The organism is Aureibaculum flavum (assembly GCF_016406085.1).
In the GTDB taxonomy this organism is placed as follows: Bacteria; Bacteroidota; Bacteroidia; order Flavobacteriales; family Flavobacteriaceae; genus Aureibaculum; species Aureibaculum flavum.
Genome location: NZ_JAEHFJ010000009.1, coordinates 120,542 through 132,157, shown reverse-complemented (window position 1 = coordinate 132,157; position 11,616 = coordinate 120,542). Strand labels below are relative to the sequence as shown.

At 32.5% G+C, this 11,616-nt stretch carries 12 protein-coding genes; 4 read left to right on the top strand and 8 right to left on the bottom strand.

Features of this window, described 5'->3' with window-relative positions:
- The first annotated feature begins 5 nt into the window (after positions 1 to 5).
- Positions 6 to 764, top strand: a complete 759-nt coding sequence (locus tag JBL43_RS16395) for a DUF3592 domain-containing protein (protein ID WP_198842484.1) — start codon at positions 6 to 8, stop codon at positions 762 to 764.
- A gap of 1 nt (position 765) precedes the next feature.
- Here JBL43_RS16395 and JBL43_RS16390 read toward each other — a convergent pair whose 3' ends face one another.
- A complete protein-coding gene (locus JBL43_RS16390; RefSeq protein ID WP_198842483.1) occupies positions 766 to 1,395 on the bottom strand; it encodes a CatA-like O-acetyltransferase in 630 nt (209 codons plus the stop codon).
- Positions 1,396 to 1,500: 105 nt separating this feature from the next.
- Here JBL43_RS16390 and JBL43_RS16385 point away from each other — a divergent pair, with 105 nt between their 5' ends.
- Positions 1,501 to 1,899 carry a hotdog domain-containing protein gene (locus JBL43_RS16385; RefSeq protein ID WP_198842482.1) on the top strand — a complete coding sequence of 133 codons (399 nt, stop codon included), beginning with the start codon at positions 1,501 to 1,503 and terminating at the stop codon, positions 1,897 to 1,899.
- A 1-nt stretch (position 1,900) separates the two neighbouring features.
- On the opposite strand, the gene JBL43_RS16380 is transcribed toward JBL43_RS16385, so the two are convergent.
- A complete protein-coding gene (locus JBL43_RS16380; protein WP_198842481.1) occupies positions 1,901 to 2,926 on the bottom strand; it encodes an RluA family pseudouridine synthase in 1,026 nt (341 codons plus the stop codon).
- Positions 2,927 to 2,928: 2 nt separating this feature from the next.
- Positions 2,929 to 3,522, bottom strand: coding sequence for a PASTA domain-containing protein (locus JBL43_RS16375; RefSeq protein WP_198842480.1), 594 nt, complete (start codon positions 3,520 to 3,522; stop codon positions 2,929 to 2,931).
- Positions 3,523 to 3,607: 85 nt separating this feature from the next.
- Between JBL43_RS16375 and JBL43_RS16370 the strand changes: the two genes are divergently transcribed.
- Positions 3,608 to 4,579 (top strand): D-alanine--D-alanine ligase, encoded by a 972-nt coding sequence (locus JBL43_RS16370; protein ID WP_198842479.1) that lies wholly within the window; start codon positions 3,608 to 3,610, stop codon positions 4,577 to 4,579.
- Between the two features lie 219 nt (positions 4,580 to 4,798).
- On the opposite strand, the gene JBL43_RS20295 is transcribed toward JBL43_RS16370, so the two are convergent.
- A complete protein-coding gene (locus JBL43_RS20295; RefSeq protein WP_317193463.1) occupies positions 4,799 to 4,927 on the bottom strand; it encodes a putative endonuclease domain-containing protein in 129 nt (42 codons plus the stop codon).
- 124 nt (positions 4,928 to 5,051) lie between these two features.
- Here JBL43_RS20295 and JBL43_RS16360 point away from each other — a divergent pair, with 124 nt between their 5' ends.
- Entirely contained in the window at positions 5,052 to 5,852 is an 801-nt protein-coding gene (locus tag JBL43_RS16360) for a TIGR00266 family protein (RefSeq protein ID WP_198842478.1), read from the top strand.
- 96 nt (positions 5,853 to 5,948) lie between these two features.
- Here JBL43_RS16360 and JBL43_RS16355 read toward each other — a convergent pair whose 3' ends face one another.
- The 4 genes from JBL43_RS16355 to JBL43_RS16340 form a co-directional block, all read right to left on the bottom strand.
- Positions 5,949 to 6,644, bottom strand: a complete 696-nt coding sequence (locus tag JBL43_RS16355; RefSeq protein WP_117884486.1) for a DUF4369 domain-containing protein — start codon at positions 6,642 to 6,644, stop codon at positions 5,949 to 5,951.
- Between the two features lie 159 nt (positions 6,645 to 6,803).
- On the bottom strand, positions 6,804 to 8,060 hold the full coding sequence (locus JBL43_RS16350) for a DUF819 family protein (protein WP_198842538.1): 1,257 nt from the start codon (positions 8,058 to 8,060) through the stop codon (positions 6,804 to 6,806).
- A 664-nt stretch (positions 8,061 to 8,724) separates the two neighbouring features.
- On the bottom strand, positions 8,725 to 11,259 hold the full coding sequence (locus JBL43_RS16345; protein ID WP_198842477.1) for a M14 family metallopeptidase: 2,535 nt from the start codon (positions 11,257 to 11,259) through the stop codon (positions 8,725 to 8,727).
- Positions 11,260 to 11,445: 186 nt separating this feature from the next.
- A complete protein-coding gene (locus JBL43_RS16340; RefSeq protein ID WP_198842476.1) occupies positions 11,446 to 11,607 on the bottom strand; it encodes a type II toxin-antitoxin system antitoxin in 162 nt (53 codons plus the stop codon).
- Positions 11,608 to 11,616: the final 9 nt, after the last annotated feature.

Here is an 11,616-nt window from a genome sequence, read left to right as displayed (position 1 = left end):
GATGTATGACCTACGGTTACATTGGGTTGATTCTATTCTGTATCAACGTATTTTCTATTCTTTCTTGGGTATTTATGTACAGTAGTAGCAAAGATTTATATGCCATAACTACATCTGGAAAGCAATACACGGCAACAGTGATTAGCTTTACTGAAGAACAGCGTTATGATTCAGAAGACAATCGATATTATACCATGTACCAGCCTACAGTTGAATTTACTACTGAAGCAGGTAATGTAATTGCAAAAGAATTAGATTTCTCTACATCAGGTTTAGAAGTTGGTGATACTTATAAAGTAAATTATAATGAAGCCAACGATAAGGTAATAACCTTAGGTTTTACTATGATTATGAAACTGGTGGGTTCTTTTATTTTCTGTTTTATCTTCACATTACTTTTGGTTGGTGTTATTAAATTTTCCTTAGGCCATTCTATGGAAGGTTACAAAGCCTTTGCTTCTAAAATTGGTTTTCAATTTTTTATTCCCTTTTTAATGATTGGTTTTAATCTTTTACTTATTTATGCAATCTTTTATGGCAATGAGGTTCCTCTATTTGTTACTGGGTTATTAATCTTTTTTTCTGTGATGCTTGGTTTGGGAACCTTAGGTTATTTAAAAATGATTTTTACACAAGGTGAACCAAAAATGAAACAAGTAGGGCCTAATAAATGGGTTGGAGATTGGGAAAGTAAAGAAGCCGAAGAAAAATACTACCAAGAGCGATATAAGAAAGAACAACGACGCAAAAATAAACGACGTTAACCTACTTTAAGTTATCTATTATCTGTTGCATTTTTTCGTAAAGCAAACCGACGTGAATTCCATCCATTAAGGCATGGTGCACCTCAACAGAGAACGGCATAATTTTACGATTATCTTGATTATAATACTTACCAAAGACAATTTTTGGAATTCCAATTTCCTTTTCATTTCCATTACGAGCATGTTTAAACCCTGTAATTGAAACCCACGGAATTGTGGTACTGTGTATCACGTCAATACGATTGACTTCAGCAATATCAACATTCCCATTTTTTAGATTTTCTATTCCTTTTAATCCATTTTCAACAAATTCTTTTATCGATGAAAAACTTTTAAAATGACAAAAAGAAAACGTGTCATCATCATTTAAAACAGTAGAACTTATCGCTATTTCATCAAATGCTAAAACTTTTCCATTATCTAATCTTAGTTTAAATTCAGGAATTTGATTCATTGCTTTATTTGCAACATACAAGCCTGCTATAAAAAAGGACAAATTTTGGGCTTTACAAAAACGATATAAGTTGGTTATGTCTAAGGTTGCTGTGATATTAAAAAAGGGATCTTCATAATTCTTAAAAAAATTATACTGACTTTTTCTATCCCAATTTTCAATATCAATTATTTTCATATGATCTTATTTAAAATTTAAAAATACAAACAAATTAATTTAGTTTCATTCTTAATTCAAAAAAAAAGAAATTAGCAAATCAATTCTAAAAAAGAATAAAAATCGATGGCTACTTTAAAACAGAACACACATTTATTAGCTTCTAAAAAACTAGTTGGATCTGTAATCTCAATTACAAAAAATAACGCTAAAGTTTCACTCCAAATCACTAAAGAAATGGTTGTTGATACTTTCAACTTGGCTCATGGTAGTTTTACTTTTGGATTGGCAGATTATGCAGCTATGGTTGCCATTAACGAGCCTACCGTTGTATTAGGAAAAGCTGATACAAAGTATTTAAAACCAGTAGTTCTAAATGATGAATTAACGGCTATTGCTGAAGTTACTGAAACCATTGGCAAAAAAGTAACAGTACTGGTACAGGTTACAAATCAAAAAAATGAGTTTGTTTTTGAAGGTAATTTCACATGCTTTGTCTTAGAAAAGCATATTTTAGAAAAGTAATTTATTCCTTTTGGTTAACTGTATATGTTCTCCATTTTTCTATACACAGAACAATATCTTCTGGTATTTCAGAATTAAAACGCATAAACTCGCCTGTTGTTGGGTGTTCAAAACCTAATGTTTTGGCATGTAAAGCTTGTCTTGGTAAAACTTTGAAACAATTGTCTACAAATTGCTTGTATTTAGTAAATGTAGTTCCTTTTAAAATGGCATTACCACCGTAACGTTCATCATTAAACAAAGTATGACCAATATGCTTAAAATGTGCTCTAATTTGATGTGTTCGGCCTGTTTCTAATTTACATTGTACTAAAGTCACATAGCTAAACCTTTCGAGAACTTTATAATGTGTAACGGCATGTTTACCAAAATCTCCTTCAGGAAAGACGCTCATTTGCAAGCGGTTTTTTAAACTTCTACCTATATTCCCTTCAATAGTACCTTCTTCGCCTTCTACATTACCCCAAACCAAGGCATAATACAAACGCTCTGTAGTTCTATCATAAAACTGATTAGATAAATGAGTCATGGCATGCTCTGTCTTGGCTACAACTAATAATCCACTTGTATCTTTATCAATACGATGCACTAAGCCGGGACGTTCATTTGAGTTTGTTGGTAAATTTTCAATATGATGGATTAATCCATTAACCAAAGTACCACTATAATTACCATGACCTGGATGTACAACCATTCCTGCGGGTTTGTTAACCACCATTACATCATCATCTTCATAAACGATGTCTATTGGAATATCTTCAGCAACTAATAAGTTTTCATGCGGTGGATGTGCCAATACTACACGAACAACATCAAATGGTTTTACCTTATGATTTGATTTTACAGCAACATCATTTACCAATACATTACCAGCTTTTATGGCTTGTTGAATTTTATTTCGAGTAGCATTTTCAATAAAGTTCATTAAAAATTTATCTACCCGCAAAGGATCTTGACCAGTAGAAGCCGTAAACTTATAATGCTCATACAAATCATCTTGATCTAATTCTATTTCTTGTTCTGACATGATTAATTTTCATCAGTTCCTTCATCAGTACTAACGCTCGTTCCATCACCAGTTCCGTCGCCCAACACCAAGTCAATTAAAGAATTTTTTGGAACTAAATCTCCCATCTCTAATTCTTTCCCTTTATATTTCATTTTACGGACTACATCTTTACCTAGATCAGGTATATATTGATATTTTCCAATTTTGAAACCAATAGATTTTAAATGGGTCTCCACTTGTCTCTTCGTTTTATTCAACAAGTCTGGCATCGCTATTTTTTTATAGCTAGTTGGGTTTAACGTTAAATATATTTTACGCCCATCTTTAACAAAATCTCCTGCCTCTGGATCTTGATCAATAACTGACTTTGGTGGATAATCAGGATTATAACTTGCAGAATCTTGAATCACAAAATTTAAATTAAGATTAGACAAGGTCGTTTCAGTATCTGCCAAAGACATCTTTTTTAAATCAGGTACCAATATTTTTTGATCGTGATTTGTGGTATAACCCATCATGGCTTTTAGTCCAAAAATCAAGGCGATCACAATAATCCCCATTAAAATAATGGTTCTAATAAAAATTTTACTTTTTAAATACTGAAGTAGTTTCATAAATGTTTTGTTAACATTACAAACTTACAATAAAAAGAAAAAAGCTATCTGTTTTTTTGATACTTTTGTTCATCAAATTATTAGAATGCAGAATATAGCTATTATTATGGGAGGCTATTCCTCCGAAGTGGAAATTTCCTTAAAAAGTGGAAATGTAGTTTTTAATAACCTAAACAGGGATCATTACAGCCCTCTTCGTGTTCATATTTTAAAAGACAAATGGGTAGCGTTAGATGATAACAGTACCGAATATCCAATTAACAAACATGATTTTTCTACCGAAATTAACGGAAAAAAAATCATTTTTGATTGTGTTTTTAACGCCATTCATGGTAACCCTGGAGAAAATGGTGTAATTCTAGCCTATTTTAAATTATTAGGTATAAAACACACTTCTGCACCTTTTTACCAAATGGCATTGACCTTTAATAAGCGTGATACTTTAAGTGTGGTAAAAGCCTATGGTATTAAAACCGCTACTTCCATTTATTTAAATGAAGGTGATGCTATTGACGAAGAGGCTATATTTAAAAAAGTAGGATTACCTTGTTTTGTAAAACCCAATAATGCGGGTTCTAGTTTTGGAATTTCTAAAGTTTCGAAAAAGGAGCAACTCACTGAAGCTTTAAAAACAGCTTTTAAAGAAGACTCTGAAATATTAATTGAATCCTTTTTAGATGGCACCGAAGTTTCAATTGGTGTCATAGAATATGAGGGAAAAGTAAAAGTGTTGGCACCAACAGAAATTGTTACAGAAAATGATTTTTTCGATTATGAGGCCAAATATTTAGGTAAAAGTCAAGAAATTACTCCAGCACGTATTTCAGAACAAAAATTACAGAATGTAAATGCAGCTGCAGCACATGTTTATAAAGTTTTAGGTATGAAAGGTTTTTCAAGAGCTGAATATATCTTTATTGGTGATGAACCTTATTTTTTAGAAATAAATACCGTTCCTGGTTTAACCACTGAAAGTTTATTACCAATGCAAGCAAAAGTAGCAGGTATTTCTTTAACTGATTTATTTGGAAATGCTATTCAAGAGGCTTTAAGTTAAAAACTCGTTTCCATTTCCCTATACAAATAAGACAGTATGCTCCCTTTACATAAAGAAAAGGGAGAAACTAATTGCAAATAAAATTTTAGTCAATAAAACACAAATAGTATCTGGTTCCTCCCTTGTGTAAAGGGAGGTGATCATGCTTTTTTGCGTGATTGGAGGCATAGTATTTTATAACACCAGCTAAATTTCAGAATGCTTAAAATTATTTCTAATTTATTGTAATACAGAAGGTAAGCAACCAAAAACCATTTTATTTTCGAAACGAATTTCAGTATCCGCTAATTCATTTAAATAGCGTGTTCTTTTGGCATCATATTCCTCTGCAGTAGGATTGTTATGCACTTCTCCATCTAATTATTCAATTAATTCCCTCGCTCACTGTAACAATTTGACCTAAAACACAACCTATACATACAATTACGAAAGATTTTGTAATTTTATTAACCTTAATTTAAATCTAAACACAATGACATCACACGAAATAGATTATATCATTTACGGAGAAGAAATGCAATATGTAGAAATAGAACTAGACCCACAAGAAGCTGTTGTTGCTGAAGCCGGAAGTTTTATGATGATGGATAACGGTATTAAGATGGATACTATATTTGGTGATGGTTCTGGACAAACAGAAGGAGTTTTGGGTAAATTATTTTCAGCAGGGAAACGGCTGCTTACCGGAGAGAGTTTGTTTATGACCGTTTTTATGAATGCAGAACAAGGCAAAAAGAAAGTTTCTTTTGCTTCACCTTATCCAGGCAAAATTATTCCACTTGATCTTACTAATTTTAATGGAAAGTTCATTTGTCAAAAGGATGCCTTCTTATGTGCAGCCAAGGGCGTTTCTGTAGGGATAGAATTTTCTAAGAAACTAGGCAGAGGCTTATTTGGAGGTGAAGGGTTTATTATGCAAAAACTTGAAGGTGATGGTATGGCATTTATGCATGCAGGTGGTACAGTTTCTAAAAAAGAACTACGTGCTGGAGAAAAATTAAAAGTAGATACAGGTTGTCTGGTTGGCTTTACCCAAAATATTAATTATGATATTGAATTTGTAGGAGGTATCAAAAACACCGTTTTTGGAGGAGAAGGTTTTTTTTTTGCAACCCTAACAGGTCCTGGAACTGTATATGTACAATCTTTACCTTTTAGCAGATTAGCTGGTCGAATAATCGCTTCTGTGCCCAGAACTGGTGGTAAAAGTAAGGGTGAAGGCAGTATCTTAGGCGGTATTGGTGATTTATTAGATGGAGATAATAGATTTTAGACGATCTCCCCGAAGATATAATAGTTCAATTCTCCAACTTTAAAAAGAGCGATGAATTTTTACTTGCGATACCAAAACATAAATACGTTGTAATTCCTAATTACTTTTCTTTCTCTCTTTTATAAAGTCGCTAAGTATTTTTCCATACTTAGAGTCCTTAATTTCTGGAGTTAGACTGTTATTAACGCTATCTATCCAAACTATATTTGCATCACTAAATTCAGTTAATGCAACAAATGGAGCCACTTCTTTATCACTGTTGTTTATAGCGAAATTTATAGCATATCTATATCTGCTTTTTAACAACCTATCAATAGCATTTGATACTGAGTCTATTCTTACCGTATCATTATCTCTTTTCGCTTCAAAATCAGCCTTTAATAAATCCAATCGCTTTCCGCTGTACTTATTTTTAATTTCATTATACTCATTCAATAGTTTTTGATTGCTTAAGCCATTAACCTCAGCAGCAAAATTAAATTTATCTAATTTAGTATTGATTGTTATCGTACCTTTTTCACCGAAGAATGCAATTTCTTTACTTGGCGATTTATCCAAGGATAGAAAATACATTTGAGGACTTTCAACATCACAGGTAAGCGTAAAAGTATCTGTACCGTCAAGTGCTATTGAATCGACAACAACAAATATTGAATCATTTTGTTTTTGAAGATATAAGGTACCTTTTTTCATATCTTTAATCTTTCCTTGCACGATCATCGTGTTTTCAGATTTCTTTCCACAAGCTACAAATAACAAAGTAACTAAGGCAATAACAATTGTATTTTTCATTGAATTAAGCTAAAATTTTCGGTTGCAAATATAGTGGTCTTTACTTAATGTTTTAAGGTATTACACACAAAGTATTCAGAATTCTGTCAAAAAAAAAGTTTGCGTCATAGTATAGGTATCCTCATATCTAATTTAATCAGTCTCAACAACAGCAACTTTTTACTGAGCAACAATTTGCATTAAGATGGTACACGCAATAGCACCAACTGTACCTACCGCATAACCAAATACAGCTAACAAAACACCAACTGTTGCTAAAGACGGATGAAAGGCCGAAGCCACTATCGGTGCAGATGCAGCTCCTCCAACATTGGCTTGACTCCCTACCGCCAAAAAGAAATAAGGAGCTCTAATTAGCTTGGCCACTAATATTAAAAGTGCCGCGTGAATTGTCATCCAAACAAATCCAATTGCTAACAATCCTAAATTATCAAAGATTTGAGTTAAGTCCATTTTCATACCAATGGAAGCCACTAAAATATAAATAAACACACTCCCAAATTTACTTGCACCGGCTCCTTCATAATTTTTTGCTTTTGTAAAAGATAATAATATTGCAATAATTGTTGATAAACTAATCATCCAGAAAAATTCTGAATCTAAGAAAGTAAAGACATTCTTTGTTGTTGGATTATCGATTCCTGTAACAACATTTGAGAAAAACTCAGCCAAATAACCAGCACCAAAATGAGCAAAACTAACTGTACCAAAAGCAATAGCTGCCATGATCATTAGATCATTTAAACTCGGATTTCTTTCAATTTCGGCTGAATAATTAGAAACTTTTTCCTTTAAGCTTTCTATGGCTGAAGTATCTGCTTTTAACCATTTATCTATGCGTTTAGACTTACCAATTCCAATAAGTACTATGGCCATCCAAACATTAGCTACCACAATATCAACAAATACCATTCCTCCATATAACTTCTGATTAAACCCGTAAATTTCTAACATTGCAGTTTGATTCGCTCCTCCACCAATCCAACTTCCTGCCAACGTCGCTAAACCTCTCCATACGGCATCTGGACCAGCACCACCAACAGTTTCAGGTGAAAAAATTGAAATTACTAAAATAGCAATGGGTCCACCAATGATAATACCAACGGTACCCGTAAAAAACATAACTAAAGCTTTCCAGCCCAGGTTAAAAACTGCTTTTAAATCAATACTCAACGTCATTAAAACCAAAGCAGCGGGCAATAAGTAACGACTAGACATAAAATATAAACTCGTACTGTGTTCAGTTACTTCACCACTGTCGGAAACTGTCTGCCATTCAGGAGCAATTAAACCTGCTGTTGTAAAAACTGCTGGTAACATATAGGCCACAAATAATGCAGGAACTATCGCATAGAATTTTGACCAAAAACCTTGTTTTTTTGAAGATGTATAAAAAATAAAACCTAATGCTAACATTAAAAGTCCAAAAACAATAGTGTCGTTGGTTATGAACGGTGGTTTCGCCTTTGGATTTGCATCTGATAATTTAAAATGTTTTGAAAATGCATGTTTTATTCTACTTTCTTCATTACTCAGATAAGTAACTGAAAATATAGAGTCTTGATTACTTATTTGATTAACTAATTTTTTATCTAAAAAATAACTTTGTACTATAGATTTCTCCTGCTGATTATTCTCTTTAACATATGATAACTTTTCTTTTATCAAAAAATAGTCAATTGACCTTTTGGCTACTTTATCATATTCAATAATGGATATTTTATTAATACTATCGTTTGCATAATAATAAAATGCCTGCCCACCTATTTTTTTATTTCCAAATTTAATAGAATCGATTTTCTTCCAATTAGATTTTGATTCGGTGCGATTAACATTCTCTTTAATGAGTTGTAGTTTCGTTTCTATCCCTTCTTGAGAATGGGATAATTGAAATGTAAATACAACTAAAAATAATAAAATAACTCTTTTCATTTACTTCAAATTTATTTTGGTGTCTAACGCTTTATTTCAAAAACACAATGAACTCTATTAAATCTAATTAATCATCAAATTTTATTTATTACTAATTTATGACATTCATTAAATACCTTCAAATGATGTCAAAAATAAATACAAGTTTTTATTGTCCCACCATAAAAATGGCATTACAAAATACCAACTTTCCGTTTTCCCAGAAGCTTCTAAATAGTGGATTATCCGCCAAATAAATTACGGCTCCTCTGCCCTTTTCCTCAACCCCAAAAACCAATGATTTTTCAATATTCTTAAGAGCATTGACACCGGCAAACCCACTCACTATATCTTTTTCACTATTTATTACACTAACATTAACCCCATCGTTTAAATAAGCGAAATGATTGCTGTTTAAGCGTAAGGTATGATAATTTATTCCATATCCAAAACCTAATGGATTGGTATTATCCATTGTTGCCTTAAAGATGCTTCCTGTAATAATATTAGATAAAGATTGTCTTTCTAAATTGTCATATTTCTCTAAAATTAAATTTTCTTTCCATGCTTTTTTCTCCTTTTCCTTATCTTTTTTCTCGTCTTCATCTTTAAAGTTCGACAAACTAAATTCATCACTATCCGCAAAAGTATTTAAAGCTCTATCAATAGCCACCAATCTTCCTCCTTTTTGAACCCATTTTTTAACCTCTCCCAATTTATCTTTACTTAGAACGCTAGCATATGAGCCACTAGGTAAAACTAAAACATCATATTTATCTAAATTTACACGACCAAAATAGTCAGTATCTAAAACCGTAACTGGATATTTTATCTGTTGCTCAAAAAAGTGCCAAACTTCACCAAAACCTAGAGAAGATACTCCGCTACCTGAAAGCACCGCTATTTTTGGAGCTTTTAAATAACTTACTGAGCTTGAACCAAAATCTTTACCTTTTGTAACTAATCCAGTAGCCACTCCAGTTATTACTCTATCGAACTTTCGAGTAGCTTCTTTCACAATAGCGTCAAATTTTTCACCTAACTTTTCATTGCCTCTTCTCGTAATTATTAATGTTCCTGCATCGTAATCTTCTCCTTCTACTGTGAATGGCGATTGAGAAAACCGAACCTTTACTTTGTGTTGTAATAAATATGATAAAAAAGAAGCATCTACAGTACTATTCCATTTCGCCAAATACGCATAAGGGTTTTCTACGCCTAACGGACTTGCTCCTTTCGCATCTTCAGGGACCGACTCTGTTGCTAATGGATTGCTCAATGCATACGTCTCTAATCCTCTACTGTATGGTAAAGCCCATGCTGTTATATCATATGTTAACGAATCTACAATTTTAGTTTGAGGCTCAAACAATGCATTTATAAAATTAGATTTTGGCTGATTTGTGTTGATGACAATGTCTCTTGAACTAATTTTCACAGATCTCGTTTTGTTACTTTGATAGTCATATGCCTTTACAGAATTGGACGCGGTAGACCAACCATATTTTATTTGATGACGGTCTAATAACTTTTTTAAACTATTAATTTTATCCTTTGAATTATTACTGCTGACTACATAACTTTTATACTTCCCTTTGGGATTATTTCTAGCATTCTTAAAATAAGTAACAAATTCTTGTTGTAGTTTATTTGCATTTAAGGAAGCCATTTCAATTGTTGACAACCCCGTGGTATAATGATGTGCAATTCTATCTTTAAGAGTCAACACATCGTCTTCAGCAGTTATTATCCCCAACCCTGCTCTACCACTACCTCCTTGCTCATACGTCATACCGATAGCACCGTTATACATAGGATACGTGTCTCCATAACTAGGATATAACAAATCAAATACTTCTTTCGTAAAATATAACCAGCCATTTTTATCGAAATACTTAGCATGATTTTTTCCTATTTCGGCTTGAAATTCTCGTTGAAAATCAGTAATTATTTCATGGTATGGTTCAGCTGCCGGTGCAAAATAATAAGGGTTGTTTACACCTTGCTCATGAAAATCTACATGAACGTGAGGCATCCATTTATTGTATTCTATTAACCTTGATTGTGTTTCTGTTTGCGAAGCCCAAGCCCAGTCTCTATTTAAATCGAATAAATAATGATTAGCCCGACCACCTGGCCAAGGCTCATGATGTTCTTTTGAATCAGGATTGACATTATAAGGTTTGTTTTGATATTGATTATACCAATTTACATAACGATCTCGGCCATCAGGATTGATACATGGATCTATAATTACTATTGTATTCTCTAGCCATTTTTTAGTTTCAGCATTATTCGGGTCAATTAATGCATACAAGGTTTTCATTGCGGCTTCTGTACTAACGGCTTCGTTACCATGTACATTATAACTTAACCAAACGATAGATAGATCTGAATTAGATTCTCCGTTTAAGATTCCAATAGATTTTAAATGATTGGTTCTAATGCTTTCAAGTTTAGAAAAATTCTTAGGTGCTGTTATAAATGCTAATTCTAAAGCACGATTCTCATACGTTTCACCGTACTTAATAAGTTTTACATTATCATTTTCGATTGCAATATGCGTAAAATAATCTACGACTTGATGATGTCGCGTAAAGCGATCTCCAAGTTCATAACCCAAAAATTCATTTGGAGATTTAGATTGAGAAAATGTGGTAACTGAAATTAGAAAAAGTACGCCAAAGAGAACTATTTTTTTCATCGAATTATTTTTAGTGCCTCAAATATATGCAATATGTTTAAAAACAAGGCTAAGTAAAAAAATCACTTCAACATTAGTATGGTAACTAAGTCTAATAGATTATTAAAATATTTCGTAGAAAAATAAAAAAAGGTGAGATTTACTACGGGTATACTATTATTTCTTAAAACACAAAATTAGCTAAGCTTACTCTTTCTTCTTAGGATCTCTTTTTGCCTTTTTCAGCGTTTGTTGCAGCATCCACTCTATTTGACCATTAGTACTACGGAATTCATCCGCAGCCCATTTTTCAATAGCTTTGAAAGTCTCTTCATTTATCCGCAATGCAAATGCTTTCTTTTTTGACATAATACTAAA

What these genes read in the sequence shown, in the direction of transcription:
- JBL43_RS16395 (WP_198842484.1), top strand. Translation starts at nt 6, where the DNA reads ATGACCTACGGTTACATTGGGTTGATTCTATTCTGTATCAACGTATTT.
- JBL43_RS16390 (WP_198842483.1), bottom strand. Translation starts at nt 1,395, where the DNA reads ATGAAAATAATTGATATTGAAAATTGGGATAGAAAAAGTCAGTATAAT.
- JBL43_RS16385 (WP_198842482.1), top strand. Translation starts at nt 1,501, where the DNA reads ATGGCTACTTTAAAACAGAACACACATTTATTAGCTTCTAAAAAACTA.
- JBL43_RS16380 (WP_198842481.1), bottom strand. Translation starts at nt 2,926, where the DNA reads ATGTCAGAACAAGAAATAGAATTAGATCAAGATGATTTGTATGAGCAT.
- JBL43_RS16375 (WP_198842480.1), bottom strand. Translation starts at nt 3,522, where the DNA reads ATGAAACTACTTCAGTATTTAAAAAGTAAAATTTTTATTAGAACCATT.
- JBL43_RS16370 (WP_198842479.1), top strand. Translation starts at nt 3,608, where the DNA reads ATGCAGAATATAGCTATTATTATGGGAGGCTATTCCTCCGAAGTGGAA.
- JBL43_RS16360 (WP_198842478.1), top strand. Translation starts at nt 5,052, where the DNA reads ATGACATCACACGAAATAGATTATATCATTTACGGAGAAGAAATGCAA.
- JBL43_RS16355 (WP_117884486.1), bottom strand. Translation starts at nt 6,644, where the DNA reads ATGAAAAATACAATTGTTATTGCCTTAGTTACTTTGTTATTTGTAGCT.
- JBL43_RS16350 (WP_198842538.1), bottom strand. Translation starts at nt 8,060, where the DNA reads ATGTTAGCATTAGGTTTTATTTTTTATACATCTTCAAAAAAACAAGGT.
- JBL43_RS16345 (WP_198842477.1), bottom strand. Translation starts at nt 11,259, where the DNA reads ATGAAAAAAATAGTTCTCTTTGGCGTACTTTTTCTAATTTCAGTTACC.
- JBL43_RS16340 (WP_198842476.1), bottom strand. Translation starts at nt 11,607, where the DNA reads ATGTCAAAAAAGAAAGCATTTGCATTGCGGATAAATGAAGAGACTTTC.